This is a genomic window from Rhizobium sp. Leaf311 (genome assembly GCF_001423445.1).
Lineage (GTDB): Bacteria > Pseudomonadota > Alphaproteobacteria > Rhizobiales > Rhizobiaceae > Agrobacterium.
Map to the genome: position 1 here is coordinate 176572 of NZ_LMNZ01000001.1, position 26947 is coordinate 203518.

Below are 26947 nucleotides of genomic sequence, written 5' to 3' on the forward strand. Positions count from 1 at the left end.
GAATATCCTTAGCGATCAGCGCCTGATTTACTGGAGCGGTTTTTCGTATTTGGTGTCGAGCTGATAGAGCCCGCCCAAAGCGCCTATGCGCTTCACCAGTTCGGATATTCCCTGCAGGACGAGCAGTGCGAAACCGGCGAAAATGATGAATTTCACCGGCCAGCGAATGAGGCCGCCCGCATTGGAAGAGGTTTCGTTCTGCGCAAAGGACAGCGCAAATTCCGGCCAGCTCAGCCATGCCAGGTAGGCGCAGGCCGGAAGCAGGAAGAAGACGAGGCCGATAATATCGACCCACAGCCGTGCACGGGGCGAGATCGCGCCGTAGATGATGTCGACGCGCACATGTTCGTTCATCCGCAACGTATAGGATGCGCCGATCAGAACGATGAACGCGAACATGTACCACTGGATTTCAAGCCAGCCGTTTGAACTGTAGTTGAAGACGTAACGCACGATGGCGTTGCCGGCGCTGACAAGGCAGCATATCAGCACGAGATAGCCTGCGAATTTGCCAAGGACTTCGCTGATCCCGTCGATAAGAGCGCTCAGATGTAGCAGAGCTTTCATTGTTTTCCCCTCCTCGATCCCTTTGCGGGTTTGGTGGGAGGAATAGCCCGGCCTGCCCGCATTTACCCATGCTGACACTCGTCGATTGAAACCGGAAATTCCCTCCACACTGATTCGTGTATGGGGAGAACCTGCCAAATGCAACTGTCCCGGCGCTTGCGGCTCGTTAATCACAAGGTTTGCAAAGCATTGTCAGGCCCAATGTTGCGCCGCTGCATGATTTTGGGCTTTCCGGGGTCTCTTTTGGCGCTTCAAACCATTTTTGACGACAGCGGAGAAGCCAGCTGTTCTCTGCGTTGCGTTTTTAAATGATTCCATGTTAGGTCTTTTGCCGGAGCGTTCCGCAGAGGAATTTGTTCGCAAGGGAGCCGTGATCAGCGAGCGGAGTTGCGGACAGCCAGCGGATCTATGAAGGGGAATTTGCATGAGCGAACATCACACAGGTCCGATCGAAGTCGGTGCGCCGATGAATTATTCAGAGCACGAGAAGACCTATAGCGGTTTTCTGAACGCTGCCAAATTCGGCACCATGCTCGTTTGTGTGCTTCTGCTTGCCATGCTGGTCGGTTTCTTCACGACAGGCGGCTTTTTCGGTGGCCTGCTGGTCTTCGTCATCCTGTCGGTCGCTGGCTTCGTGCTTCTGCGCTAACTGATTTATCGAATAGGTCAGCATGTCCGATGGGAGCGCACGCTTCCGTCGGCTTTCGCGCGTGGGTACAATGAGCTCTCCGGCTGCTATGACCGGTGACACAGCTTCCATCGTCGCACTGTTTTTCTGCAATCAGCGATAATTTTTTGAACCATGGAGCAATCCATGGTTAAATCCTGGCGATTCTCCTCGTTCATCCAGTCATTTGGATCGGTGTGTGAATGCCATGGCTTTTGCAGATTTTATGTATGGTCGGTTCGAGCGCCTGATCCGTCCGCTTGATATTCCCTACAAGCCGCTGCCATCGAAGGGCCCTTTTCAGCTCCTGATGCATTTCGTTCGGCTGTTCCGGTCCGTGCTGATCGCGATTTCGGTTTTTGCCATCCTGATCGAGATGACCAATCTGTTTCTGGTCTGGAGCTTCTCCACCATTGTCGATGGCGTGACGGCACGGGGTGCTAAAGCCTTTCTGGAACAGGAGTGGCCCTTGCTGGCCACCATGGCCATCCTGCTCTTTCCGCTGCAGCCGTTTTTCTCCTTCATGGCAAACACGCTTTCATCGCAGGTGGTGACGGTTTGTATGCCGGCCTCCATTCAATGGCAGGGGCACAAGGCTGTCGAGCGCCAGCACCTGCGCTTCTTTCATGAATTGTTTGCGGGCCAGGTCGCATCCCGGCTCGGTCAGGTGGCGACGGCTGTCCAGCAGCAGGTCTCCGTCGCATTTTTCTCGGTACCCTATTTCGCGGTCCAGTTCGTCGGCTCGCTCGTGCTGTTGACCAGCGTGGCATGGCCGCTGGCACTGCCGGTGCTTGTCTGGATTATTCTCAGCGTCTGGATTGCCATAAAGGCCGTGCCGAATTTTTCGGAATATGCCCGTCGTTCTGCCAAGAAGCGCAGTTTTCTGGTGGGCTCCATGACCGATCTTTATTCCAACATGCAGATGGTCAAGCAGTTTGCCGCCGAAGACAGCGAGGCAGGCTCCCTGCGCAGGGTTTTTGCCGATGCCATTCAGGCGCAGCACCGCGAGCGGCGGGTTTATCTGACAACCAGCATGGAAATACTGCTTCTCAATGTTGCGCTGTGGATTGCCATGCTGTCGATCGGCTTCTGGGGCATGATCGACGGTTTCGTGAGCACCGGCCAGTTTGCAGGCGCGCTTTATCTGACGCAGCGTCTATCCACCAATGCCCGCGCATTTCTGGATATGGGGCAGCAACTGTTTCAGGCTGCCGGCACCATCAGGGATGCCATGCCGGTCATGACGACGCCACCCGAAATTGTCGATGTGGACCGCGCCATTCCGCTTGTGGTGCGTGCAGGCGAGATAGAGTTCGACCAGATCCACTTCGAATATCAGCGGGAGAAAGCTGTGATCGCGGATCTGAACCTGCGGGTCAAAGCCGGAGAAAAGGTCGGGCTGGTGGGCCTTTCCGGTGCGGGAAAGACGACGCTGGTCAACCTGTTGCTGCGATTTTACGACTTGAAGCAGGGCGCAGTCCGGATCGACGGGCAGGATATTCGCATGGTCACACAAGCCAGTCTGCGGGAAAATATCGGCGTGATTTCACAGGATGTTTCGCTTCTGCACCGCTCGGTGGGCGACAACATCCGCTACGGCAAGCCAGATGCCGACATGGACGAGATACGCGGTGCGGCACAGGCAGCGCAGGCCGACGGCTTCATTGCCGACCTGACCGATAGTGAGGGCCGCAGCGGCTATGAGGCCTTTGTTGGCGACAGGGGCGTCAAGCTTTCCGGTGGCCAGCGTCAGCGGGTGGCAATTGCCCGGGTTCTTCTCAAGGACGCGCCCATTCTGGTTCTTGACGAGGCGACGTCGGCGCTCGATAGCGAATCCGAAGCCGCCATCCAGGAGAAGCTGGATGTGTTGATGGCGGGCAAGACGGTTATCGCCATTGCGCACCGGCTGTCGACCATTGCCCGAATGGACCGGATCATCGTTCTCGACAGGGGGCAGATTGTAGAGGAGGGCACGCCCTCTGCACTTCTGGAGCAGAATGGTCTTTATGCGCAACTGTGGAACAGGCAAACGGGCGGCTACATCGCTGATACGAGCGCGTGATGGTCGCCAAATGGAGCGGCATGGGCCAAGGGGAGCAGGCGGGGTCAGCCTGCCGGGCTTGGCGCTGCCGGTGCTTGCGCAGGGCGCTGTGCGGGTAGCGGCACGACCGGCGCTATCTCGGTCTGCCATGTGGCGATGGTGTGAATCTGGCCCGGTATCTGGTCTTTCAGGAAGGATTCGTGGCCGGGCAGGCCCATGGGATAAAGTGCTTCCCGCTCGGCCTCGTAGGCAACGCTCTTGTCGGTGCAGAGACGGACGCGCATGTCCTGTGGGGCGAGATCGGTGCGGTTGGCGATTGTTTCCACCGGCGCAGACGGTGAGAGGCGACCTTCGAAGGCCTCTTGCAGATACTGGGCTGCACGCTCGTCGCGCTCGCGCTCTGTCGTTGCACCCATGATCACCACCATCAACCGCTTGCCGTTGCGCGTGGCAAGCCCGACATAATTGCGGCCTGACGCGCACAGAAAGCCGGTCTTCATGCCCACCGTGCCGGTGAAGCGGGTCAGCAGCGTATTGTTGGATTTGATCTCCTTGCCGTCGATGGTGACGGCGGAGCCCTGGAAAAAACGGGCATATTCCGGAAAGGCCCGATCAATCGCCATTCCGAGGACTGCCATGTCGCGGGCCGTGGTATAATTGGTCTTGTTGAAAAGTCCGTTCGGGCTGGAAAAATGCGTTCCCGTCATTCCCAGACGCGCGGCTGTCGCATTCATGCGCTGGACGAAGGTGGCTTCATTGCGGGCAATCGTTTCCGCCAGGGCGACGGCAACATCATTTGCGGACGCCGTCAGCGTGGCAAAGAGGGCGTCCTCAAGCGTCATGGTCCGCCCCAGCGTGAGGCCGGATTCCAGAAAGGCCTGTTTTGTGGCATTGGGCGTCATGACCACGGGGGTTGAGAGCGTAACCTCGCCTGAACGCAGCGCTTCAAACACCACCAGCGCTGTCATCAGCTTGGTTGTGGAGGCAGGATACCACGGCGCGCCCGCGTCTTCCTGATGCAGGACCTGATGGGTTGCGGTATCGATGACCAGCACAGGCGTCGCGGTGGCGGTGCCGCTGACGAAAAGCGATGCCGCGCAAGCAAAATGGGCCAATAGCCGCCGGGCCGATACTGTCTTGGTCATGTGCCACTCTCCACGAAGGCCCTCCTCATGACATGGGAGCGTGTGGGAGTACAAGCGTCTACTGATTCATAGGTGGGTTGAGGCAGACGCGTTTCTCGTCGGCAGGCGCCTTTGCCTCCGCTGCAGCCATGCGTGACAGGGTGAATTGCGGGGTGGGAGGCGGGCGGCATCAGGCAGCGACTTGTTCAAAACAGCGTGATGCCGCCCGAAGGCTTATTTGGTTACCGTCAGTTGGGCGTGCATACCGGCCTGATAATGGCCCTTGATATTGCACAGCAGGACGTATGAGCCCGGTGTCAGCTTGGCCTTAAGCTCACCCTCTGCGCCGGGTTTCAGATCTGAGACTTCACCCATACTTTTGAGCTTCTTCTCATCGATCCGGTCCTTGCCCGCGACGACCTCGATTTTCTGATCCGGCGATTTCAGCTTCACCAGCACCATTTCATGCTCTTCAGACATGGCGTCATTGTGCACCATGAATGTCGTTTCGCCGGCCTTGATGGTGGACTTGTCCAGCGTCAACGTCATTGGTCCACCGGCCTCGCCGCCTTCGACGACCTTGACGACGGTGGCGGCAAAGCTCGGCGTTGCCATCTGCAGAACGACGGCGGCGGCAAACATGTATCGCATATACTTCATGTCGGTTCTCTCCCTGTGGATGCAGGCAGGGTTATGGCTCTATTCTGACACGAAGCTGAACGGGAGAGGCCGGTGAAGGACCAATGTCAGGCTGCGGTTTCCATCGACAGCGGACATGAAAAAAGCCGGGACATGCCCGGCTTCGATGTGGTGAGGGAAACGTGCCTCAGGATGCGCTGGCGCCGCGGGTGCGGGCAACGCCATCAACGGCAGGCTTGTATTTCGGGTCGAGCCGGGCGGCGTGGCCGTAGGATTTCGCGGCCTTGTCCCTTTCGCCACGGCGCTCATAGACCAGCGCCTGGTTCGCCCAGGATTCTGCCAGATCGCCGTTCAGCGCAATCGCATGGTTGAAGTCTGCAAAGGCGTTTTCATCGTCGTTCAGCGCGACATAGGAGATGCCGCGACCATTATAGGGCTCTGGCGAGTTGGGCGACAGCGAGATGGCCTTGGAGAAGTCCTCGATGGCCTGTGCGTGCTGGTTGCGAAGCTGATAGATCAGGCCGCGATTGTGCCATGCGCGTCCATCGGTGGTGTCGAGATTGATGGCGGCGGAGAAGTCGTTGAAGGCTTCGTTGACGCGGCCGGTCTGGCGATAAAGATTGCCTCGGCCGATCAAAGCCACGTCGTAGCTGGGGTTGATCTGCAGCGCGCTGTTGTAATCCTGAAGCGCCTGCTGCTGCTGGCCCATGTTGCGGTAGACGAGCGCGCGGTTGGCGTAGGCCTGATAAAAGCGCGGATTGAGCTGCAGGGCCCGCTCGAAATCCGCGATGGCGCGCTTGCTGTCACCGGCGCGTCCATAGGCGGAGCCGCGAACGTTATAGCCTTCGGGATCCTGTGGATTGGCGTTGATGACCGATGTCAGAGAGGTGATGTTTTCCGCCGAGCCCTGGGCACGATCCAGCTGGAAGACGTCATTGGTCTGGGAGCTTGTAGCGCAACCGGACAGCGCAGCAATGACGCCGCACAGGATCAAGGGGGAACGAAACCGCATTTTATCTCTCTGGGATACACCGCTTGAAAACGGATTTCTGGAATCACGGGTATCAACAGCGTTCATGCGATATGGGTTCCCTTTAACAAGCCGGTTCCACGGTCATAAACTCAAAGAGCGGCGGCGAAAAATTCGCCCCCGCCCCAAAAGCATTCAAAAACGTCGAAAAGACGGCCTATCAGCGTGCCGGAGCGCGCGGGCCAGCAATCAGACCTTCGCGCTGCATGCGCTTGCGTGCCAGCTTGCGAACGCGGCGAACGGCTTCAGCCTTTTCGCGTGCGCGCTTCTGAGATGGCTTTTCGTAGTAATCACGCATCTTCATTTCGCGGAAAATGCCTTCGCGCTGCATCTTCTTCTTGAGAGCGCGAAGCGCCTGATCAACGTTGTTGTCGCGGACTAGTACCTGCACGTGAATCCCGTTCCTTTGGTTGGTTATTTTGCCGTGTGAATAATGGCATTCGCAAGCAAACAAAAAATCGTTCGGTTGGCCGTGTGGCCGCGCGATTGGTGACGTGCAATATCAGATCATTTTTGCGAAGTCCAGACGTTAACTGTGCAAGACCCCCTAAAAAGCGAGCTTTGAAGCATTCCGAGCGCCCATGTCGATACTTTATGTCGGCACGTCGCAAAATGAACATTCCCGCTCTATTTCATTTGCCATGTGTAAGGTTCTGCCGGAAGACTATGGAGCCGGGTTTCCCGACCGGTATTTAAGGAGTGGATTGCCAATGCGCAAATATTCGGTCTTCGCCGTCGCTCGTGAGGCTTTGCGCGGGCACAAGGGCTGGGATGCGCAATGGGCCTCTCCCGAACCACGGGCAGCCTATGATGTCATTATCATTGGCGGTGGCGGGCATGGGCTGGGTGCGGCCTATTATCTGGCCAAAGAGCACGGCATTACCAATATTGCGGTGCTGGAAAAGGGGTGGATTGGCGGCGGCAACAGCGGGCGCAACACCACCATCATCCGCTCCAATTATCTCTATGAAGAGAGCATGGATATTTACGAGCATTCCCTGAAGCTGTGGGAAGGCTTGAGCCAGGATCTCAATTATAATGTGATGTATTCGGCGCGTGGCGTGATGATGCTGTCGCACAATGTGCATGACCAGCAGAGCTTCAAGCGCCATATCAATGCCAACAGGCTCTATGGCATCGACAATGAATGGCTGACGCCGGAACAGGCGACGGCCTACTGTCCGCCGCTCGATATTTCCGCCAATGCCCGTTATGCCATCAATGGCGCGGCCCTCCAGCGCCGTGGCGGCACGGCGCGGCATGATGCGGTCAACTGGGGTTATGCGCGTGCGGCATCCGACCGTGGCGTGCATGTGATCCAGAACTGTGAAGTGACCGCCATCCGGCGCGGGCCTGACGGTGCGGTGACGGGTGTTGAGACGAACAGGGGCTTTATCGGTGCCAAGAAGATCGGCGTTTCGGCGGCGGGCCATTCTTCCGTCGTCATGAAGATGGCCGATGTGCGGGTGCCGCTTGCCTCCAACCCGTTGCAGGCGCTGGTTTCGGAGCCGCTCAAGCCGATTTTCCCCTGCGTGGTCATGTCCAACACGGTGCATGCCTATATTTCGCAATCCGATAAGGGCGAGCTAGTGATCGGCGCGGGCACGGACCAGTATAATTCCTATTCCCAGACCGGCGGTTTGCAGATCATCACCCACACGCTCGATGCGATCTGCGAACTGTTCCCGATTTTCCGCCGGGTGAAGATGATGCGGCAATGGGGCGGTATTACCGACAACACGCCCGACCGCTCCGCCATTCAGAGCCTGACGCCGGTGCCGAACCTCTTCCTCAATTGCGGTTGGGGCACGGGCGGCTTCAAGGCGACGCCGGGGTCTGCACATCTGTTTGCGCATCTGATCGCACGTGGCGAGCCGCACCCGTTGGCAGCGGGGCTGACGCTGGATCGCTTCCGCACGGGACGGCTGATCGATGAGGCGGCTGCTGCGGCGGTGGCGCATTGATGATGCCGGGTGCACTTCTTGCGGCTGTTGTGGCAACTGCGCCTCTGCAGGTCAGCAAGCTTGTGCCCGAGGTGGGAGATTTCCGTATGCAGACGATCCGCAAGGCGCAGGGTGAAACCGGCTGGCCCTTTGCGGCGAATGAGGGAATTTTGCTCTGCGCGCCCGTGATTGGCGACAAGGCTGTCTATTTTGTGGCGGAAAAGGAGGATGGCGGGCAGGAGGAGCCTGTTGTTCTCAACATCAACCCCATGATGATGGCCGTTGTCAATCTCGGCAAGACCAAGGTTTTCCGCGACTTCACGACCGTCGATGAACTGATGAACAGGCTTTATCCCTATATCACCATGGGAAAGCGCCTGTGTGACCAACCCGCCGGAACCATCGTTCCGGAAAGCTCTCTTTGAGGCAATACCATGCTGTTGATCCGTTGTCCCTATTGTGAAGATGAGCGTTCCGAGCTGGAGTTCCGCTGGGCGGGTGAGGCGCATATTGCGCGGCCCGAAAATATTGCTGGAATTTCCGATGAGGAATTTTCCGAGTATTTCTTCATGCGCGACAATGACAAGGGCATGGTGTTCGAACGCTGGCGGCATATTCACGGCTGCGGGCGCTTCTTCAATGCGGCGCGCCATTCCGTGACTGACAAGATCCATCTGACCTACAAGGCCGGTGAGCCGAAGCCGGATGAGGCGACGATCATGGCGGCAAGTGAAGGAGCGGCACGATGAGCGGCGCTTACCGTATCAAAGGCGCTGGCCGCCTGACGCCTGCGCGCACCGCGCGCTTTACCTTCGATGGCAAGATCCACACGGCATTGCAGGGCGACACCGTTGCCTCCGCACTTCTGGCCGATGGCGTGCATCTGATTGGCCGCTCGTTCAAATATCACCGTCCTCGCGGGTTCTTGTCCGCCGGGCCGGAAGAGCCGAATGCGCTGATCGATGTTTCCCGAGACAGCAGCCGCAAGCAACCGAATGTGCGCGCCACGGTGCAGGAAGTGTTCGATGGCGCGATTGTCTCGTCGCAGAACCGCTTTCCATCGCTCTCCTTCGACGTGGGAGCGATCAATGATGTCTTCTCGCCCATGTTTGTGGCGGGCTTCTACTACAAGACCTTCATGTGGCCGAAGGCTGCCTGGGACAAGCTCTATGAGCCGATCATCCGCCGTGCAGCGGGCCTGGGCAGCGCGCCGAAGGAAGGTGACAATGACCATTATGCCAGCCGTTTCGCCCATTGCGACGTGCTGGTGGCAGGCGGTGGCGTGGCCGGTTTGACGGCAGCGCTTTCCGCCGCAAAGACCGGCGCGAAGGTCATGCTGGTTGATGAGAATGCCGATATTGGCGGTGCGCTGCGGTTCGATACCGGCGCGACCATAGATGACCTCAACGGCTATGACTGGGCGCAGAAGGTCTTGGCCGAGTTGAAAGCCATGCCGAATGTGCAGGTTTTGCAGCGCACGACCGTGTTCGGCTATTACAACCACAATTTCATCGGCCTGGCCGAGCGCGTGACCGACCATCTGGCCACACCGGGCCACGAGCCACGCGAACGCCTGTGGCAGGTGCGGGCCAAAAAGGTTGTGCTGGCGACGGGCGCGATCGAGCGGCACATGGTGTTTGCCAATAATGACCGCCCCGGCATTATGCTGGCATCGGCTGCGCGCACCTATCTCAACCATTACGGCGTGGCCGTTGGCCACAATGTCGGTGTCTATACGGCGCATGACTCGGCCTATGAGACGGCGTTTGACCTCAAGCGGGCTGGCGTCGCCATTGCCGCCATCGTGGATTGCCGCGCCAACCCGGATACGAAGCTTCTGGATGAGGCGCGCGCGCTGGGCATCGAGGTGCTGGCGGGTCATAGCGTTTATGATACGGCGGGGCGTCTGCGGGTTTCCTCCATGACGGTTGGTCGCAATGGCGGGCCATCCAAGCGCAAGATCAAGGTGGATGCGCTCATCGTTTCCGCAGGCTGGACGCCATCGGTGCATCTCTTCTCGCAATCTCGCGGCAAGCTCAAATATGACGCGGAAAACCAGCGTTTTCTACCCGATGTGCATGTGCAGGACTGCGTTTCGATCGGTGCCTGCAACGGCACGGATGACCTCGGCGCTCTGATTGCCGAGGCGGCGAGTGCTGGCGGTGGAGGGGTGGAGTTTTCCGCCAGCAACGCGCATGCGTGGACCGGCGGCATGATTGGTGCTGCCGAAGGCGCGGGCGAACGCGACAATGTCAAGGCCTTCATCGATTTCCAGCACGATGTCTGCGCCAAGGATATCCGCCTTGCGGTGCGCGAAGGCATGCATTCCATTGAGCATATCAAGCGCTTCACCACCAATGGCATGGCGTCCGATCAGGGCAAGATGTCCAACATGCATGGTCTGGCAATCGCGTCCGAAGCCTTGGGCCGCCCGCTGCCGACGGTGGGTCTGACGACCTTCCGCGCGCCCTATACGCCTGTGACGTTCGGTACGCTGGTTGGTCATTCCAGAGGCAAGCTGTTCGACCCCGCCCGCAAGACGCCGATGCATGCGCTGGAAGAGGCAGCCGGGGCCGCTTTTGAGGATGTGGGCAACTGGAAGCGTGCGTGGTTCTACCCGCGTGCTGGCGAGGACATGCACCAGGCCGTGAACCGCGAATGCAGGACGGTGCGCGAAACGGTGGGCGTGTTCGATGCGTCAACACTGGGCAAGATCGAGGTTGTCGGGCCGGATGCAGCCAAGTTCCTCAACCTGCTCTACACCAATGCCTGGGACACGCTGAAACCCGGCCGCTGCCGCTATGGCATCATGACCCGTGAAGACGGCTTCGTCTACGATGACGGCGTTGTCGGGCGTCTGGCCGAAGACCGTTTCCATGTGACGACGACGACCGGCGGTGCGCCGCGCGTGCTGCACCATATGGAAGACTATCTCCAGACGGAGTTCCCGGAGCTGAATGTGTGGCTGACATCGGCCACCGAACAATGGGCCGTGATTGCCGTGCAGGGACCGAAGGCACGTGAGGTGATTGCGCCGCTGGTCGAGGGCATCGATCTTTCGCCCGAAGCCTTCCCGCATATGGCCATTGCCGAGGGGACGATATGCGGCGTGCCGACGCGACTGTTCCGCGTTTCGTTCACCGGCGAGCTCGGTTTTGAAATCAACGTTCCCGCCGATTTCGGCTCAGCGGTCTGGAAGGAAATTGCGCAGCGGGCTGAAGCCGTGGGCGGTTGCCTTTATGGCACGGAAACCATGCATATTCTGCGTGCCGAGAAGGGCTATATCATCGTCGGTCAGGATACGGATGGGACCGTGACGCCTGACGATGCGGGGCTTGGCTGGGCGGTTTCCAAGAAGAAGACGGATTTCGTCGGTATTCGCGGTTTGCAGCGCCCTGATCTGACGCGGGAAGGACGCAAGCAGCTTGTGGGCCTTCTGCCGAAAAATCCGCATGACGTGCCGGAAGAGGGTGGGCAGATCGTGGCCGATCCCAACCAGCCAAAGCCGATGACGATGCTGGGCCACGTCACATCATCCTACTGGTCTGAAAATCTCGGACGCTCCATCGCCTTCGGGCTGGTGGCCGGTGGCCGGGCGCGGATGGGTGAAACGCTTTACATTCCGCTCGCGGACAAGACGATTGCTGTTGAGGTGACGGATATGGTGTTCTTCGACAAGGAAGGGGGCCGTATCAATGGCTGATCTCATAGTGGCAAACCGCACACTGGTTCTGGAAGGCGCTCGCGCCGGTTCCGCCAATGTTTCGATCAAGGTTGCGGCGCCCGCCTACAGGCTTTCGCTGCGCGCCAAGGCCGATGCGGTGACAGAGCTCTCGCAGGCGCTGGACATCAGCCTGCCGCAGACGCCCAAGACCTCCACCACATCAGGCCTTCGCGCCGCACTCTGGCTCGGGCCGGACGAATGGCTTGTGATCGATCAGGGCGAAAGCAACCTGATGGAAGCCTGCGCAAGCGTTACCGCCGCCCACTCCGCCACCGACGTTTCTCACCGCAACGTGGCCATGACAGTCTCTGGAGACGGTGCGGAAGCCACACTGAACGCGGGCTGCCCGCAGGATCTCTCGCTCGAAGCCTTCCCTGTTGGAGCTTGCTCGCGCACGCTGTTCGGTAAGGCTGAAGTGGTGCTTTTGCGGGTTACGGAAGATACGTTCCGGGTGGAGTGCTGGCGGTCTTTTGCGGACTATGTGTTCGGCTTGCTGGAAGAGGGCGCGCGGGACGCCTGAGGCGTTTTGTTGCCGACAAGCGTCAGGCAGAGGTTACGCTCGGCCTGACATATTTTCTCAAGGTCTGCTTCCCAATGCCAGACGGCATGCCAAGCCGGTAAATACGCTCGCCAGCAAATATTGCGGCAGCTTCGGAAAACGGCTGACTGCGGAGAGCCGGTGACGGATGCTGGTGCCCAGCAGAATGACCGCACCATTCACCAGAAACCCTATGCCATTCAGGATGCTGGCGAGGGCCACGGTCTGGATCAGCATGGAGCCATTCGGATCGATGAATTGCGGGAAGAGAGCCAGCACGAACAGTGCCATTTTCGGGTTGAGGATGTTGGTCGCCAGACCCTCGCTGAAGATGCGTTTTCCCGACAGTCTTTTAAGACCCGCCGATGGGGCAAAGGCTGAACTTTTCGAACGAATTGTCTTATACGCGAGATAGAGCAGGTAGGCGCATCCCGCCCAGCGTACGATCTCATAGGCAAGGGGCACAGTCACAAACAGCTGGGACAGACCAAGGGCTGCAGCGATTGCGTGGCAATATGTGCCCGCTGCTATTCCCGCATAGGTGAGAAAACCGGCTGAGCGGCCTTGGCTGACACTGCGTGATGCAATCAGCAGCATATCAGGACCAGGCGTTGCCGTCAGCACGACTGCGGCGGCAGAGAACAGCATGAGGGTGGAGAAGTCCGGCATGGAATTTCCTTTGAAATGGGAGCCGGAATTCCGATTTATCACCGTGGGTATGGAATGCAACCATGCCCACGGCGTATTTGCGTTCTTTAAACTGCTTTACGCTGCATCTTCATGAAGCTGATGGTTGCGAGCCATAGCAGCACGCCGATGAAGAGCAGCACGCCTGCGATGGAATACTGCACCGGGTCGCGGCCTGTCCATGGTCCCACGAGGAAGAAGCAGCTGGCCGCGCCAATGATGGGGACGATTGTCGGGGTGCGGAAATGCTTGTGCGCCACCTTGTCCTTGCGCAGTACCAGCACCGCGATGTTGACGATGGTGAAGACGCCCAGCAGCAGCAGCGCCGTGGTGCCACCCAGTGCTGGCACGCCGCCCGCAAAGGCGATGAGGCCAATGGCGATGATGGATGTGAAGACGATGGCGATGTATGGCGTCTGGCGCGCCTTGTGCACCTTGCCGAGTGCTGGCGGCAGCACGTTCTCGCGGCTCATGCCATAGATCAGGCGGCTGGCCATCATCATGTTGATGAGTGCGGAATTGGCGACAGCAAACATGGTGATGATGCCGAAAATACCGATGGGGAAGTTGGGCGCACCGGCGGCTACCACCTTCAGCAGGGGCGTTTCGCCTTCGCCAAGCTCGGCTGCGGGAACCAGAGTGATGGCCGAGATGGCGACCAGAATGTAGATGACGCCTGTGATCGCAAGGCCGCCCAGCAGCACCTTCGGGAAGATGCGGGCCGGTTGCTTGCACTCCTCGGCCATATTGACCGAATCCTCGAAACCGACCATGGCGAAGAAGGCAAGCGTGGTGGCGGCAACGACCGACCACATGACGCCGGTATCGCCAGCAGGCTCGAACGTCCAGACGCGTGAGACATCGCCCTGACCGTTGCCGATGGCCCAGAAACCGATGCCGATGATGATGAGCAGGCCTGTCAGTTCAACGACTGTCAGCACCACATTCATCTTCACGCTTTCGCCCACCCCGCGAAAATTGATGAGCCCGATGGCGGCGATGAAGGCGATGGCGACCCCGGTGACGCCGAAGGCACCGAAATCAAAGCCGGTGACTGTCGTGAAATTGGCGGCAAAGGCGCGTGATGCCGTGGCGGCAGAGGTGACGCCTGACGACATGACGGTGAAAGCCACAAGGAAGGTGATGAAGTGCACGCCGAACGCCTTATGGGTGTAAAGTGCAGCACCTGCGGCCTTCGGGTATTTGGTGACGAGCTCCAGATAGGAGCAGGCGGTGAGCAGCGCCACGCCGAAAGCAATGAGGAAGGGAAGCCAGACAACGCCGCCGACTTTTGCGGCCACCTGACCCGTTAGCGCGTAGATGCCGGTCCCGAGAATATCACCGACGATGAACAGGAGCAGAAGCCCCGGGCCGATTACGCGTTTAAGTTCAGTTTTCGGCTCTGCTGAATCAATCGGCTGCGTTACCGGTGTTGCCATGGACGTTCCCCCTCAAGCGTGTGGTATTGAACGCAGAGCAAAAGCAGAGGTTCCCGCGACAGTGGCATGCGGCGGTACTCGCAAGTTTGCTGTATTAACAATCATTTAAATGTGGACTGGTTTTCCTGGCCCAACCTGCTTATTGCTGGCGCGGGCCAAGCGCCTGTTGTGACGCATGCAGTGATAGATCATGCACCGCAAGCGCCACAGCATCAGGAGCAAGGGCAAAGTGAAGCCCTCTCGCTCGATGAAAGAATGATGTCTGCAATTTGCAGACGCAGAATAAGCAGGAGTATCACCATGTCGAACACGAAAAACATCCTGGCTGCAGCCGTCGTCGCTGTTGTCGTCGGTGGCGGGTTCATGGCCTATGACAAGACGAGAGGCGCAGAATGGGTCGTCTCGCCCCAGGAGATTGCCGAGGCGAAGGCGCAGGGCAAGCCTGGCGTCGAGTCGCGCCCTGGCACCGTCACCGTCCTGCCCATTCGCAGCGAAACGGCAGATGTTCTTCCGATGAAATGGGCGCTCTATGGCTTGATTGCTGGCCTGTTGGTGTTCGTTTCCCTGCGAAAGAAGCAGAAATCTGCCTGATAGAAACGGCTCCGTTCGTTTCATGAGACAGCGGAGCCACATCACCTTACGCGTCTGCCTGATATCAGGCTTACGGTTCAATCATCCTCCGGTCGGTCGTCCGGGTTGAACTGGCTGATGGTGGTCCAGCGGGCTGTCAGCGCTGGTTTTTTCTCGTTTTCGATTTCCACCGTCACGTCATAGGTGTTCATCAGCATGGCTGCACCGCGAAAGCGGGCCTCGGCCAGCGTGAAATGACCGCGAATGCGGGCACCGCTTTTGACCGGCGTGACGAAGTGGAGCTTTTCGAAGCCGTAATTGATGCCCATGGTCTGTTCGCGGATCTTGGGCAGGGCACTGTAATTCATCGCAGACAGCAGCGACACCGTGAGGAAGCCGTGGGCGATGGTGCCGCCAAAGGGGCTTTCGGCTTTCGCCCGCTCAGGATCTGTGTGGATGAACTGGTCATCCAGGGTTGCATTGGCAAAGGCATCGATCATGGCCTGGTCGACCGTAATCCAGTCCGATGTTCCGACTTCGGTACCGACAAGACCTTTGACCTCGGCCAGAGAGATTTCCTTGGACATGGTTCCTCGCGACGTGGTTGAAGGCTGGTATCAGCGGGTGAAGCTTACATCCCTCTGATGAAAGAACAATTGCCTTTTTGCAGTGCAATATTCATGTCTGAAGGTAAAAAACCACTGACCGTGCGGGCAGGAAGGCGGGGTTGCCAAAATCCGTACCCAGCGGCTGCCACGCGCCCGGAAGCTGGAAGGGCACGACCTCGCGCGTGCGGTTGAAGAGAATGGCAAGACGCACGTCCTCACCGGTTTCCCGGTCATTGGTTTTCAGCACCATGGCAAGCGGCGTTCCCTCTGGTCTTTGCCAGTCCTCCAACGTCATGGGCAGACCCGTTGGCGACAGCCACTCGACATCCTTCGTGTGGGGAGAGAAGAACGCGGTTTCCTGAAAGACGTCGAAACGCCTTCGCAGGGCAGACAGAAATGCGGTGTGGTCGATCAGGTCAGGCGAAAGGCCCGCCCAATCCACAAACGTGATGTCATTGTCCTGGCAATAGGCATTGTTGTTGCCCCGCTGGCTGCGGCCACCCTCATCTCCCGCCGTCAGCATGATGGTGCCACGCGTCACGAACAGGGTGGAAAGGAGCGCCTTTACGTCATCGATGCGCGCAGCAAGGATAGCGGCATCATCGGTTTCGCCCTCCTGGCCGTTGTTCCAGGAATAGTTCTCATTGTGCCCGTCGCGATTGTCTTCGCCGTTTGCTTCATTGTGCTTGGTCTCGTGGGAGACGAGATCATGCAGCGTAAAGCCATCATGCGCGGCAAGGAAGTTGACGCTGCGGGTGGCGGTTCGGTTGTGGCGCGAAAAGATGGCGGAGGAACCGGCCAGCGCATCGGCCAGTGTGCCGGTCGTGCAGGCATCGCCGCGCCAGTAGCGACGCAGATCATCCCGTGCGCGGTCGTTCCATTCGAAAAAGTTTTCAGGAAAATTGCCGAGTTGGTAGCCGCCGGGGCCGATATCCCAGGGTTCGGCGATCATGATGCGGTCATGCAGCAATGGGTCGGCATGGATCGCGGCAAGGGTTTCGCTGGCGGCGTCAAAGCCCGCTGCCGTGCGGGCGAGAATGGGGGCGAGATCGAAGCGGAAACCATCTACGCCCGCATGGGCCACGAAGTGTCGCAACGTATCGATAACCAGTTGGCGAACCTGCGGATGGTCGCAGGCCACGGTATTACCGGTGCCGGTATCATTGACCAGCGTTCCGGGGTCATCCGGCAGGTGGCGGTAATAGCTGAGATTGTCCAGGCCGCGCAGGGAGAGCGTCGTGCCGAAGCGGTCGCTTTCGCCTGTGTGGTTGAACACGAGATCGAGAATGACGCCGATGCCTGCTTCGCGCAGTGTGGCAACCGTATCGCGCAATTCTTCCACGCCGCCGGGGCACAGGCGCGGATCAAGCGCCATGAAGCCAACGGGGTTATAACCCCAGCCATTGGTAAGGCCGAGCGGGGGCAGATGGCGCTCATCGATCCAGGCGGTGATGGGCATCAGCTCGATCGCATCGACACCAATGGTTTTGAGATGCGCAATGATGGCGGGGTGAGCGAGGGCCGCGACCGTTCCCTTGATGCTGTCTGGAACATCCGGGTGCAGGATGGTGAAAGGCCTTACGGCGACTTCATAGATCAGGCCGGTTGGCGAAAAAAGCGGAGGAAGGCGTTTGACCGGCTGGTACTGCGAGACGATGGCTTTCGGCACGATATGCGCCGTTTCCGCTCCGAAGGCAAAAAGGGCAGGTTCCTGCGTGAAAGGCCGGTCGATCTGCGTGGCATAGGGGTCGAGCAGGAGTTTCGACGGATCGAACCACAGGCCGTGATCAGGTGCGTAGACGCCATGAGCGCGAAAGCCGTAGCGGGTGCCGATGGGGGCATCGGTTGTGACGACGTGGATGTCTTTTTCAGTGCGCTGCATGGGCAGGCGCGCAGTCTCAATGTTGCCGGTGGCGTCGAAAAGGCAGAGGTCGATCTGCGAGGCGTGGCGGGAATAGACAGAAAATGCCGTGCCGTTTGCCGTGGGAACGGCGCCTGATGGGGAAACGGTGGGGGGCATGATGTGTCCGTTCGTCTTTATGGTTTTTGGGTGGGGCTTGTGCCTGTGCCCTGCCGGGCATCTACCCCCGCGAGCAAGGGAGATTCAAATCGTGGATAGCTTTCGCCCCGCTCCACCCTTCAATATGAACTCAGTCGCGGCGTCTTGCCGATGTTCTTGCTGTGGGAGAGGTACAGCATAGGGCAGGGCAGAGGCGGACGGAGGCCCACCCACTGCGCTGACCGTAACTCAATGCATCACGTAATCACGGTTGGCGCATCGCGCCCCGTGTGCTTCTTGATGCCAGCAATCGCGTCGGCTGCCGAAATCAGATCGGCCAGTGCCTCCTGTGTTTCGATGTTGTGTCGCGAAGGGTCCTTCTCGTAGCGTTCCACGTAAAGGCGCAGGGTCGCGCCCGCCGTGCCGGTGCCGGACAGGCGCAGGACGATGCGAGAGCCGCCTTCGAAGAGGATGCGGATGCCCTGGTTCTTGCTGACGGACTGGTCGACCGGGTCGTTATAGGCGAAGTCGTCTGCCGCCTTCACTTTCAGCGCGCCATAGGTGGTGCCGGGCAGGGTTGCCAGCTTTTCGCGCAGGATGGACACCAGCGTGTTGGCTGCATCGCTATCAACTTCTTCATAGTCGTGGCGCGAATAGTAATTGCGGCCATATTCGGCCCAGTGCCTGGTGACGATGTCCTTCACGCTTTCCTTGCGGCTTGCCACAATGTTCAGCCAGAACAGCACGGCCCAGAGGCCATCCTTTTCGCGCACGTGGTTGGAGCCGGTGCCGAAGCTTTCTTCACCGCAGATGGTTACCTTGCCGGCATCCAGCAGGTTGCCAAAGAATTTCCAGCCGGTCGGCGTCTCAAACATGCCGATGCCGAGCTTTTCGGCCACGCGGTCTGCGGCGGCACTGGTCGGCATGGAGCGGGCAATGCCCGCAATGCCGGATGCGTAGCCCGGCGCCAGAGTGGCATTGGCGGCAATGATGGCCAGGCTGTCGGATGGCGTGACGAACATGCCCTTTCCAACGACCATGTTGCGGTCGCCGTCACCATCTGAAGCCGCGCCGAAATCAGGGCCATCGGCGCTCATCACATCGTCATACATTTCCTTGGCATGGACAAGGTTCGGGTCCGGGTGGTGGCCGCCAAAATCAGGCAGGGGAACCGGGTTGCGCACAGAGCCCGCAGGCGCGCCCAGGCGCTTTTCGATGATCTCGACCGCATAAGGGCCGGTGACCGCGCTCATCGAGTCGACCACGACCTTGAAGCCGCCCGCGATCAGCGCGCGAATGGCGGGGAAATCGAACAGTTCTTCCATCAAGGTCGCATAATCGGCGACGGGATCAACGATCTCGACCACCATATCATCGACCTTTGCAGTGCCGATGGCATCCAGATCGACATCGGCAGCATCCGAGATGCGGTAGCTGTCGATTGTCTTGGTGCGGGCAAAGATCGCATCGGTGATCTTTTCCGGTGCAGGACCGCCATTGCCGATATTGTACTTGATGCCGAAATCTTCGTTCGGCCCGCCCGGATTGTGGCTTGCAGACAGGACAATACCGCCGAATGCCTTGTATTTCCGGATGATGTTGGAAGCAGCAGGCGTCGACAGAATGCCGCCCTGACCGACCATGACCTTGCCGAAGCCAGCGGCAGCGGCCATCTTGATGGCCTTCTGAATGACTTCACGGTTGTAGTAGCGACCGTCGCCGCCGATCACCAGCGTCTGACCCTCAAAGCCTTCCAGGCTGTCGAAGATCGACTGGATGAAGTTTTCGGCGTAATTTTCCTGAGCGAAAACCGGCACCTTCTTGCGAAGACCCGAGGTGCCCGGCTTCTGATCCTGGAAGGGTGTGGTCTGGACGGTGTTGATCGTCATTTATTGGCCTTTCGAAATAAGTTGGGCGTAAAGCTCGGCGTAAAGGCCGGCACTCTTTTCCCAGGAAACATCAGATTTCATGCCCTGCTTTTGCATCTGCGTCCACAGTTTCGGCTCGGCGTAAAAGCGAACCGTGCGGCGAATGGCGTGTCGCAGACCTTCGGCGGTGATGGATGAGAACTGCACACCGGTCGCCACCTTTGCCGCCATTGCGGCATGGTTGGCGTCGATGACGGTATCGTTGAGGCCGCCATTGCGGGCAACGACGGGAATGCAGCCATAGCGAAGCGCATAGAGCTGCGTCAGTCCGCAGGGCTCGAAGCGCGAGGGGATGATGATGGCATCGCAGCCCGCCTGCATGAGATGCGATAGCGGCTCGTTGTAGCCGATTGCTACACCGACACGGCCCGGATGGCGCGAGGCAGCGGCAAGCAAGGCGCCTTCGAGCGAGATTTCGCCCGCGCCGAGCACCACGAGACGCCCACCCATGGCCACGATGTCGTCCACGACTTCGCTGACGAGGTCGATGCCTTTCTGCCAGGTGAGGCGGGATATGACACAGAAAAGCGGACCGTTGTCCTGATCAATGCGGAAATGGCTGGCGACAGCCGCCTTGTTCAGCGTACGCAGCTTGAGGTTGGCCTGCGAATAATTGTGATTGACCAGATGATCGGTCGCCGGGTTCCAGACATCGGCATCGATGCCGTTGACGATGCCATGCATGACATGGGCACGGCTGCGAATGACACCATCCAGCCCCATGCCAAATTCCGGGGTCAGGATTTCCTCGGCGTAGGAGGGGCTGACGGTGGTAATCGCCGTTGACGTCTGGATGCCGCCCTTGAGGAAGCTGACATCATTATAATATTCGATGCTTTCCGTGCTGAAGGCATGGGCGGGAAGGCCGAGCTGGCTGAAGATATTGGCGCCAAACTGCCCCTGGAAAGCAATGTTGTGGATGGTCAGGATGCTTGGAATCTCGGGTGTTTCGGCATAGCGCATGTAGACCGGCGCCATGGCCGCCTGCCAGTCATGGGCGTGCAGCAGGTCCGGTTTCCACCCCGGCAACTTGCCGATGGCGATTTCCGCCGCCGCCAGCGAAAGCGCGGCAAAGCGCTTCCAGTTGTCGTCGAAATCCTTGCCGGTCGAATCGAGGTAAGGTCCGGCCGGGCGATCATAGTAATTCGGCGCATCCAGGATCAGGAGATCCAGACCCTCGTGGTGAGCCTCGAGAATATCGGCGTGCTCACCCAGAAGGTTCATTTCCGCGATCTTGACCGCATCCGTGACGACGGATTTGACAGCCGGATAACCGGGTATGAGCGTACGGGTGGTAACGCCGAATGTCTTGAGCGTAATGGGCAGCGCGCCGGCAACATCGGCGAGCCCCCCGGTCTTGATGAGTGGATAGATTTCGGACGCAACCGAAAGAACATTCATGAGGTCTACAGATCCAGCTTGTCGATCATCGATTGGGTTATCAGGCAAATGCCCTTGTCCGTGCGACGGAAACGTTTTGCATCGAGTTCCGGGTCCTCTCCGACGACAAGTCCCTCAGGGATCACGACACCATGGTCGATCACCACATTGCTGAGCTGGGCGTGACGCCCGATCTTTACACTCGGCAGCACTACGGCATTCTCAAGGCGCGAGTATGAATTTGCCCGGACCCCTGTGAACAGCAGGCTTCGGTTGAGCGACGAGCCCGAGATGATGCAGTCACCGGCGACGACCGAGGAGGTGGCGGAGCCACGACGCTTGTCATCGTCATGGACGAACTTCGCAGGCGGCAGGATTTCCGCATAGGTCCAGATGGGCCACGACTTGTCGTAGATATCGAGATCCGGGACGATATCGGTGAGGTCGATATTGGCCTGCCAGTAGGCATCGATGGTTCCGACATCGCGCCAATAGGGCTCGTGCTCGAAGTCCGAACGCACGCAGGACGCTGCAAAACGGTGGGCAACGGCTTTGCCGTGCTGGACGATATGCGGAATGATGTCCTTGCCGAAGTCACGGCTGGAATTGGGATCGCTGGCATCGCGGCGCAGGCAGTCCATCAGGAACTTCGTGTGGAAGACGTAGATGCCCATCGAGGCCAGCGCGTAATTCTCGTTTCCGGGAATGCCCGGCGGGTCAGCGGGCTTCTCGATGAAGTTGATGATCTCGTCCTTCTCGTTCACATGCATGACGCCGAAGCCGGTGGCTTCCATGCGCGGAACTTCGAGGCAGCCGATGGTCACATCCGCACCGCTGTCCACATGCTGCTGGAGCATGTATTCATAGTCCATCTTGTAGATGTGATCGCCCGCCAGAATGACCATGTATTCCGGGCCGTGCGACTCGATAATATCGATATTCTGATAAACGGCGTCAGCCGTGCCTTCGTACCACTGCGTTTCCGACACGCGCTGGGAGGCGGGCAGAATGTCGAAGCTCTCGTTACGTTCCGGGCGGAAGAAGTCCCAGCCGCGCTGAAGGTGGCGAATGAGCGAATGGGCCTTGTATTGCGTGGCGACACCAATGCGGCGAATACCGGAATTCAGGGCGTTCGACAGCGCAAAGTCGATGATGCGTGCCTTGCCGCCGAAATAGACCGCTGGCTTTGCACGACGATCCGTCAGTTCCTTGAGGCGGCTGCCGCGGCCGCCGGCAAGCACGTAGGCCATCGCATCGCGCGCCAGTGGCTGAATTCTTTTCTCACTCATTGCAGTCCTCCCATAAAAAGTCTTAGGTCCCTTAATTCGAAGCTTAGTCCGGCGGACATTGCTTAATTCTCCGGCTCCAGCATGATCACGGCCAAAGGCGGCAGTGTCAGCGTGGCTCCAATCGTGCCGCCTGCATCCACCGCCTGCACGCGGCCGCCATTGCCCTTGCCGCTGCCGCCGTAGATCTCGGCATCCGTGTTCAACACTTCGCGCCAGCGACCGGCTGTCGGCAGTGGCACGTAGAAATTCTCCCGATAGACCGGCGTCAGATTACAGATGACGGCAACCGGCTTTTCGCCCGGTGCGAGACGAAGCCATGCAAAGACGGAGTTTTCGTGATCATCCGCCGAGAGCCACTGGAAGCCTTCCGGCTCACAATCGCGGGCATGGAGCGCTCCCTTGGAGCGATACATGAAGTTGAGATCGCGCACGAGGCGGCGCATTCCCTCATGCATATGATATTGCAGCAGGTTCCAGTCCAGCGATGTCTTTTCGTTCCACTCGCTCCACTGGGCAAATTCCTGGCCCATGAACAGCAGTTTCTTGCCGGGATAACCCCACATCAGCGCATAATAGGCGCGCAGATTGGCAAATTTCTGCCAATCGTCGCCCGGCATCTTGGCAATCATCGAGCCTTTGCCGTGCACCACCTCGTCATGGGAAATGGGCAGAACGAAGTTTTCGCTGAAGGCGTAGAGCAGGCCGAAGCTGAGTTCCTGATGGTGGTATTTGCGGTGCACCGGTTCGCGCTGGAAATAGCTCAGCGTATCGTGCATGAATCCCATGTTCCACTTGAAGCCGAAGCCAAGCCCGCCCTCATGCACCGGCTGCGACACCTTTGGCCAGGAGGTCGATTCCTCGGCAATGGTCATGACGCCGGGATGGGCACCGTAGATCAGCGTGTTCATCTGCTGCAGGAAGCGCACGGATTCGAGGTTTTCCCGACCGCCATATTCATTGGGGACCCATTCGCCTTCCTTGCGCGAATAATCCAGATAGAGCATCGAGGCGACGGCATCGACACGCAGGCCATCGAGATGGAATTTCTCGGCCCAGTAGAGCGCGTTGTTGACGAGATAGGACATGACCTCGACGCGACCGAAATTATAGATCGCGGTGTTCCAGTCCGGATGGAAGCCCTGACGCGGGTCGGCATGTTCGTAGAGCGCAGTGCCATCGAACCATTTCAGGCCGTGCTCATCGACGGGAAAATGCGCCGGTACCCAGTCAAGGATGACGCCGATGCCCACCTTGTGCGCGCCATTGACGAAGCGCGCAAAACCTTCCGGCTCGCCAAAGCGGGCGGTCGGTGCGTAGAGACCGGTTGTCTGGTAGCCCCAGGAGGGATCGTAGGGATGCTCCGATATCGGCATGAACTCGATATGCGTAAAGCCCATATCCGTGCAGTAGGGGATGAGCCGTGCGGCCAGTTCGTCCCATGTCAGAAACGAGCCATCTTCGCCATACTGCCAGGAGGATGCATGGACTTCGTAGATCGTGATCGGCTGGCGGCGCTGATCGATGCTGGCCCAATGCTTGCGGTGCGCTTCGTCGCTCCATTCCTGGACCAGTTCCGGCGTCGTGACCGATGCATTCTTCGGGCGAAGCTCTGCCCGACGGGCATAGGGGTCGGCCTTCAGCGGCAACAATTCGCCATGCGGGCCGATGATCTCGAATTTGTAGCTGCAGCCGGAATAGACATCCGGCGCGAAGATTTCCCAGATGCCAGTGTCCTTGCGGAACCGCATGACATGGCGGCGGCCATCCCAGTTGTTGAAATCGCCAACCACCGAAACGCGCCGGGCATTGGGTGCCCAGACAGCGAAATGAAAACCCTCGGCACCTTCGTGCTTCAGCGGATGGGCGCCCATCTTGTCGAAAAGGCGCAGATGCGATCCTTCCCGGACATAATAGTCATCCATTGGCCCAAGCACGGGGCCAAAGCTATAGGGATCGGTCACGGCCCATTCCGCATCCTCGCGCAGGGCGCGATAACGGATCGGCTGGCGCTTTGACAGCTCCACGGGGCCTTCGAAGAAGCCTGCCTCGTCGGTGCGCACCAGTTCGCCGGCAACAGTGCCGTCCAGCGTCATGGCGGTCACCTCTTCGGCACTAGGAATGAAGCACCGCGCGACAAAGCCGCCCGGCGTCTGGTGGACGCCGAGCACAGCAAAGGGGTTGGAATGCAAACCGCTCTTGATTGCCTCGATTTCAGCCTTGCTTATGGCAACAGTCTTTTTCTCTTCGGCAGAATTGAGCGGTTTCTTCATCAAGCTCTCCAGATGTCGGTGGCATATTGCCGGATCGTCCGGTCGGACGAGAACCAGCCCATGCGTGCCGTATTGTGTACTGTTTTTTGGTACCAGCTCTTCGGGTCGCTCCACATGGCGTCGACGTCACGCTGGGCTTGCGCGTAGGCGTCGAAATCTGCTGCGACCATGAACCAGTCATTGCTGTAGATACCGTCCATCAGTGCCGAAAAACGGGATCGGTCATCTGGCGAAAAGACGCCGGATGCGATGGAGGATACTGCCTGTGACAGTTCGGCAGAGTTTTCGATAATGGCACGGGGATTGTGGCCTTCGCTGCGGGCCTGGGCGACCTCATCTGCGGTCTTGCCGAAAATCACGATGTTTTCCTTGCCGACATGCTCGAGCATCTCGACATTGGCACCATCGAGCGTGCCGATGGTTAGCGCGCCATTCAGACCAAACTTCATGTTGCCTGTCCCGGATGCTTCCATGCCAGCCGTCGAGATCTGCTCCGACAGGTCAGCCGCCGGAACCATGATCTCGGCAAGGGACACGTTATAATTCGGAATGAATACCACTTTCAGAAGCCCGCGCACCGCCGGATCGTTATTGATGACACGCGCGATATCGTTTGCGAGCTTTATGATGAGCTTTGCGTTGTGATAACTCGGTGCTGCCTTGCCAGCGAAGAACTTAACGCGCGGCACCCAATCCAGTTCCGGGCGGGAACGAATTTGATCATAAAGCGCGACGGCCTCGATCAGGTTCAGCAGTTGACGCTTGTATTCGTGTATCCGCTTGATCTGTATGTCGAACATGGCCGAGGGATCGACACGGATGCCCATGCGCTGGGCCACCGTATTGGCCAGGCGAACCTTGTTCTGGCGCTTGATTTCCGCGAATTTGTCCCGGAAGCTCTGGTCGTCGGCAAAACGGTCGAGAGCGATCAGCTTTTCCGCATCGTCAAGAAATTCGTCGCCGATGGACTGGCGGATGAGGTCGGTAAGGCCGGGATTGCACTGCATCAGCCAGCGGCGCGGCGTAATGCCGTTGGTCTTGTTGTTGATGCGGTCTGGAAAGAGCGTGTGGAGATCGGAAAACACCGTCTCCTTCATCAGTTCGGTGTGCAGCGCCGACACGCCGTTGATGGAGTGGGAGCCGATAAAGGCGAGGTTGCCCATGCGGACACGACGCTCCCCGGCTTCCTCGATGAGCGAGATCGAGCGGATCTGCTGATCGACCATCTTCTTTTCCTTGCGGGCGAAAAGAAGCGTGTTGGCGTTGATCGCGTAAATGATCTGCATGTGGCGCGGCAAAAGCCTTTCCAGCAACGGCACTGGCCAGCTTTCCAGCGCTTCCGGCAAAAGCGTGTGGTTTGTGTAGGAGAAGGTTCCGCGGGTGATGGCCCAGGCCTCCTCGAAATCCAGCCCATGCATGTCGCACAGAAGGCGCATCATTTCCGCAATCGAAATTGCCGGATGGGTATCGTTGAGCTGGATGGAGACTTTCTCCGCCAGATTGGTGAAGTCAGGATATTGCTGCAGGTGACGGCGCAGAATGTCCTGAAGCGAGGCAGACGAGAAGAAATATTCCTGCCGCAGCCGAAGCTCCTGACCGGCTGGGTTCGCGTCGGCGGGATAGAGGACGCGTGTCAGCGCCTCGGCCTTGTTGCTTTCCCGCAGCGCGCCGATGTGGTCACCGGCATTGAAGGCGTCGAGAAGGATGGGGTCGATGGGCTGGGCCGACCAGAGACGCAGCGTGTTGACGCGGGTTCCGCGCCAGCCGACAACCGGCGTATCATAGGCGGTGGCAATCATGCGTTCTGCCGGTTTCCAGACGAAGCGCTGTGGCTCCTCATATCCGCCGACGATCTCGACGCTGCCGCCGAAGCCGATTTCATAGGAGCTCTCGCGACGCTCAAACTCCCACGGATTGCCGTGCGCAAGCCATGTTTCCGGCAGTTCCACCTGCCAGCCATCGGCCATCTGCTGGCGGAAGAGGCCATGCACATAGCGGATGCCGTAGCCATAGGCGGGAATATCGACTGTTGCCATGGATTCCATGAAGCAGGCAGCCAGACGGCCAAGGCCGCCATTGCCCAGTGCTGCATCCGGCTCCAGTCCGGCGATCACGTCGAATTCCACACCGAGCGAGGTCAGCGCATCCTTGATCTCTGCCATGAGGCCGAGATTGGAAATGGCGTCGCGCATCAGGCGGCCGATCAGGAATTCCAGCGACAGGTAGTAAACGCGCTTGGAATCATTCTGATAGGCCTTGCGGGTGGATTCCATCCACTTGTCGATGACACGGTCACGGATGACCAGAATGGTGGCCGTCAGCCAGTCATGCGGCTTGGCGACCTTGACGTCCTTGCCGATGCGGTAGGTCAGTCGTTCTATGATTTCGCTGGCAAGAACGTCCGGTTCCGAACTGCGGGGCGCGGGGCGGGGAAGGTCGTTGGTAACAAGTTTGTTGATCATTGGTCGGTCAGTACCTTGATGGGAGGAGTGGGCCTGATTCTG

At 58.9% G+C, this 26947-nt stretch carries 22 protein-coding genes; 8 read left to right on the forward strand and 14 right to left on the reverse strand.

Going from position 1 to position 26947, the window contains the following annotated elements:
* Positions 1-27: 27 nt before the first annotated feature.
* Positions 28-567: a TRAP transporter small permease subunit gene (locus ASF69_RS00780; RefSeq protein WP_062584388.1), complete on the reverse strand. Its 540-nt coding sequence runs from the start codon at positions 565-567 to the stop codon at positions 28-30.
* Positions 568-991: 424 nt separating this feature from the next.
* Here ASF69_RS00780 and ASF69_RS00785 point away from each other — a divergent pair, with 424 nt between their 5' ends.
* Together ASF69_RS00785 and ASF69_RS00790 are read left to right on the forward strand one after the other, a co-directional pair.
* Positions 992-1216: an aa3-type cytochrome c oxidase subunit IV gene (locus tag ASF69_RS00785; RefSeq protein ID WP_062584390.1), complete on the forward strand. Its 225-nt coding sequence runs from the start codon at positions 992-994 to the stop codon at positions 1214-1216.
* 226 nt (positions 1217-1442) lie between these two features.
* The gene (locus tag ASF69_RS00790; protein WP_062584391.1) at positions 1443-3296 is read left to right on the forward strand and encodes an ABC transporter ATP-binding protein; all 1854 of its coding nucleotides are present in this window, start codon (positions 1443-1445) and stop codon (positions 3294-3296) included.
* Between the two features lie 44 nt (positions 3297-3340).
* Here the strand turns inward: ASF69_RS00790 and ASF69_RS00795 are convergent, their stop codons facing one another.
* The 4 genes from ASF69_RS00795 to rpsU all read right to left on the reverse strand — a co-directional run bounded on the left by ASF69_RS00795 (position 3341) and on the right by rpsU (position 6459).
* Complete coding sequence (locus tag ASF69_RS00795) at positions 3341-4420, reverse strand: D-alanyl-D-alanine carboxypeptidase family protein (RefSeq protein ID WP_062584393.1); 1080 nt, start codon at positions 4418-4420, stop codon at positions 3341-3343.
* 213 nt (positions 4421-4633) lie between these two features.
* On the reverse strand, positions 4634-5059 hold the full coding sequence (locus ASF69_RS00800; RefSeq protein ID WP_062584395.1) for a plastocyanin/azurin family copper-binding protein: 426 nt from the start codon (positions 5057-5059) through the stop codon (positions 4634-4636).
* A gap of 166 nt (positions 5060-5225) precedes the next feature.
* Positions 5226-6050, reverse strand: a complete 825-nt coding sequence (locus tag ASF69_RS00805) for a tetratricopeptide repeat protein (protein WP_244475355.1) — start codon at positions 6048-6050, stop codon at positions 5226-5228.
* 178 nt (positions 6051-6228) lie between these two features.
* The gene (gene rpsU / locus ASF69_RS00810) at positions 6229-6459 is read right to left on the reverse strand and encodes a 30S ribosomal protein S21 (protein ID WP_045228355.1); all 231 of its coding nucleotides are present in this window, start codon (positions 6457-6459) and stop codon (positions 6229-6231) included.
* Positions 6460-6778: 319 nt separating this feature from the next.
* Between rpsU and ASF69_RS00815 the strand changes: the two genes are divergently transcribed.
* Genes ASF69_RS00815 through ASF69_RS00835 form a run of 5 tightly spaced genes read left to right on the forward strand, consistent with a single transcriptional unit; the run spans position 6779 to position 12255 of the window.
* Positions 6779-8032, forward strand: a complete 1254-nt coding sequence (locus tag ASF69_RS00815; RefSeq protein WP_062584399.1) for a sarcosine oxidase subunit beta family protein — start codon at positions 6779-6781, stop codon at positions 8030-8032.
* Positions 8032-8436 (forward strand): hypothetical protein, encoded by a 405-nt coding sequence (locus tag ASF69_RS00820; RefSeq protein ID WP_062584401.1) that lies wholly within the window; start codon positions 8032-8034, stop codon positions 8434-8436. Before ASF69_RS00815 ends, ASF69_RS00820 begins: the two co-directional genes overlap by 1 nt.
* A gap of 9 nt (positions 8437-8445) precedes the next feature.
* Positions 8446-8760 carry a sarcosine oxidase subunit delta gene (locus tag ASF69_RS00825; RefSeq protein ID WP_062584403.1) on the forward strand — a complete coding sequence of 105 codons (315 nt, stop codon included), beginning with the start codon at positions 8446-8448 and terminating at the stop codon, positions 8758-8760.
* Positions 8757-11714 carry a sarcosine oxidase subunit alpha gene (locus ASF69_RS00830; RefSeq protein ID WP_062584405.1) on the forward strand — a complete coding sequence of 986 codons (2958 nt, stop codon included), beginning with the start codon at positions 8757-8759 and terminating at the stop codon, positions 11712-11714. Before ASF69_RS00825 ends, ASF69_RS00830 begins: the two co-directional genes overlap by 4 nt.
* Positions 11707-12255, forward strand: a complete 549-nt coding sequence (locus tag ASF69_RS00835; protein WP_062584407.1) for a sarcosine oxidase subunit gamma — start codon at positions 11707-11709, stop codon at positions 12253-12255. Before ASF69_RS00830 ends, ASF69_RS00835 begins: the two co-directional genes overlap by 8 nt.
* Before the next feature lie 57 nt (positions 12256-12312).
* Here ASF69_RS00835 and ASF69_RS00840 read toward each other — a convergent pair whose 3' ends face one another.
* Both ASF69_RS00840 and ASF69_RS00845 read right to left on the reverse strand, forming a co-directional pair.
* Positions 12313-12942 carry a LysE family translocator gene (locus tag ASF69_RS00840; protein ID WP_062584409.1) on the reverse strand — a complete coding sequence of 210 codons (630 nt, stop codon included), beginning with the start codon at positions 12940-12942 and terminating at the stop codon, positions 12313-12315.
* An 86-nt stretch (positions 12943-13028) separates the two neighbouring features.
* Positions 13029-14399, reverse strand: coding sequence for an APC family permease (locus tag ASF69_RS00845; protein ID WP_062584411.1), 1371 nt, complete (start codon positions 14397-14399; stop codon positions 13029-13031).
* Positions 14400-14699: 300 nt separating this feature from the next.
* Between ASF69_RS00845 and ASF69_RS00850 the strand changes: the two genes are divergently transcribed.
* On the forward strand, positions 14700-14990 hold the full coding sequence (locus ASF69_RS00850) for a hypothetical protein (RefSeq protein ID WP_062584412.1): 291 nt from the start codon (positions 14700-14702) through the stop codon (positions 14988-14990).
* A gap of 77 nt (positions 14991-15067) precedes the next feature.
* Here the strand turns inward: ASF69_RS00850 and ASF69_RS00855 are convergent, their stop codons facing one another.
* The 7 genes from ASF69_RS00855 to ASF69_RS00885 form a co-directional block, all read right to left on the reverse strand.
* The gene (locus ASF69_RS00855; RefSeq protein WP_062584413.1) at positions 15068-15556 is read right to left on the reverse strand and encodes a MaoC family dehydratase; all 489 of its coding nucleotides are present in this window, start codon (positions 15554-15556) and stop codon (positions 15068-15070) included.
* A 91-nt stretch (positions 15557-15647) separates the two neighbouring features.
* Positions 15648-17597 carry a glycogen debranching protein GlgX gene (gene glgX, locus ASF69_RS00860; protein ID WP_062584414.1) on the reverse strand — a complete coding sequence of 650 codons (1950 nt, stop codon included), beginning with the start codon at positions 17595-17597 and terminating at the stop codon, positions 15648-15650.
* A gap of 236 nt (positions 17598-17833) precedes the next feature.
* Positions 17834-19465: an alpha-D-glucose phosphate-specific phosphoglucomutase gene (locus tag ASF69_RS00865; protein WP_062584415.1), complete on the reverse strand. Its 1632-nt coding sequence runs from the start codon at positions 19463-19465 to the stop codon at positions 17834-17836.
* Positions 19466-20905, reverse strand: a complete 1440-nt coding sequence (gene glgA / locus ASF69_RS00870) for a glycogen synthase GlgA (protein WP_062584416.1) — start codon at positions 20903-20905, stop codon at positions 19466-19468.
* Positions 20906-20910: 5 nt separating this feature from the next.
* Positions 20911-22173, reverse strand: coding sequence for a glucose-1-phosphate adenylyltransferase (glgC, locus tag ASF69_RS00875; RefSeq protein ID WP_062584417.1), 1263 nt, complete (start codon positions 22171-22173; stop codon positions 20911-20913).
* Between the two features lie 62 nt (positions 22174-22235).
* Complete coding sequence (glgB, locus tag ASF69_RS00880; RefSeq protein WP_062584420.1) at positions 22236-24443, reverse strand: 1,4-alpha-glucan branching protein GlgB; 2208 nt, start codon at positions 24441-24443, stop codon at positions 22236-22238.
* Positions 24443-26905 (reverse strand): glycogen/starch/alpha-glucan phosphorylase, encoded by a 2463-nt coding sequence (locus tag ASF69_RS00885; protein WP_062584421.1) that lies wholly within the window; start codon positions 26903-26905, stop codon positions 24443-24445. Before ASF69_RS00885 ends, glgB begins: the two co-directional genes overlap by 1 nt.
* Positions 26906-26947 lie beyond the last annotated feature (42 nt).

What these genes read in the sequence shown, in the direction of transcription:
- ASF69_RS00780 (WP_062584388.1), bottom strand. Translation starts at nt 567, where the DNA reads ATGAAAGCTCTGCTACATCTGAGCGCTCTTATCGACGGGATCAGCGAA.
- ASF69_RS00785 (WP_062584390.1), top strand. Translation starts at nt 992, where the DNA reads ATGAGCGAACATCACACAGGTCCGATCGAAGTCGGTGCGCCGATGAAT.
- ASF69_RS00790 (WP_062584391.1), top strand. Translation starts at nt 1,443, where the DNA reads ATGGCTTTTGCAGATTTTATGTATGGTCGGTTCGAGCGCCTGATCCGT.
- ASF69_RS00795 (WP_062584393.1), bottom strand. Translation starts at nt 4,420, where the DNA reads ATGACCAAGACAGTATCGGCCCGGCGGCTATTGGCCCATTTTGCTTGC.
- ASF69_RS00800 (WP_062584395.1), bottom strand. Translation starts at nt 5,059, where the DNA reads ATGAAGTATATGCGATACATGTTTGCCGCCGCCGTCGTTCTGCAGATG.
- ASF69_RS00805 (WP_244475355.1), bottom strand. Translation starts at nt 6,050, where the DNA reads ATGCGGTTTCGTTCCCCCTTGATCCTGTGCGGCGTCATTGCTGCGCTG.
- ASF69_RS00815 (WP_062584399.1), top strand. Translation starts at nt 6,779, where the DNA reads ATGCGCAAATATTCGGTCTTCGCCGTCGCTCGTGAGGCTTTGCGCGGG.
- ASF69_RS00820 (WP_062584401.1), top strand. Translation starts at nt 8,032, where the DNA reads ATGATGCCGGGTGCACTTCTTGCGGCTGTTGTGGCAACTGCGCCTCTG.
- ASF69_RS00825 (WP_062584403.1), top strand. Translation starts at nt 8,446, where the DNA reads ATGCTGTTGATCCGTTGTCCCTATTGTGAAGATGAGCGTTCCGAGCTG.
- ASF69_RS00830 (WP_062584405.1), top strand. Translation starts at nt 8,757, where the DNA reads ATGAGCGGCGCTTACCGTATCAAAGGCGCTGGCCGCCTGACGCCTGCG.
- ASF69_RS00835 (WP_062584407.1), top strand. Translation starts at nt 11,707, where the DNA reads ATGGCTGATCTCATAGTGGCAAACCGCACACTGGTTCTGGAAGGCGCT.
- ASF69_RS00840 (WP_062584409.1), bottom strand. Translation starts at nt 12,942, where the DNA reads ATGCCGGACTTCTCCACCCTCATGCTGTTCTCTGCCGCCGCAGTCGTG.
- ASF69_RS00845 (WP_062584411.1), bottom strand. Translation starts at nt 14,399, where the DNA reads ATGGCAACACCGGTAACGCAGCCGATTGATTCAGCAGAGCCGAAAACT.
- ASF69_RS00850 (WP_062584412.1), top strand. Translation starts at nt 14,700, where the DNA reads ATGTCGAACACGAAAAACATCCTGGCTGCAGCCGTCGTCGCTGTTGTC.
- ASF69_RS00855 (WP_062584413.1), bottom strand. Translation starts at nt 15,556, where the DNA reads ATGTCCAAGGAAATCTCTCTGGCCGAGGTCAAAGGTCTTGTCGGTACC.
- glgX (WP_062584414.1), bottom strand. Translation starts at nt 17,597, where the DNA reads ATGCCCCCCACCGTTTCCCCATCAGGCGCCGTTCCCACGGCAAACGGC.
- ASF69_RS00865 (WP_062584415.1), bottom strand. Translation starts at nt 19,465, where the DNA reads ATGACGATCAACACCGTCCAGACCACACCCTTCCAGGATCAGAAGCCG.
- glgA (WP_062584416.1), bottom strand. Translation starts at nt 20,905, where the DNA reads ATGAATGTTCTTTCGGTTGCGTCCGAAATCTATCCACTCATCAAGACC.
- glgC (WP_062584417.1), bottom strand. Translation starts at nt 22,173, where the DNA reads ATGAGTGAGAAAAGAATTCAGCCACTGGCGCGCGATGCGATGGCCTAC.
- glgB (WP_062584420.1), bottom strand. Translation starts at nt 24,443, where the DNA reads ATGAAGAAACCGCTCAATTCTGCCGAAGAGAAAAAGACTGTTGCCATA.
- ASF69_RS00885 (WP_062584421.1), bottom strand. Translation starts at nt 26,905, where the DNA reads ATGATCAACAAACTTGTTACCAACGACCTTCCCCGCCCCGCGCCCCGC.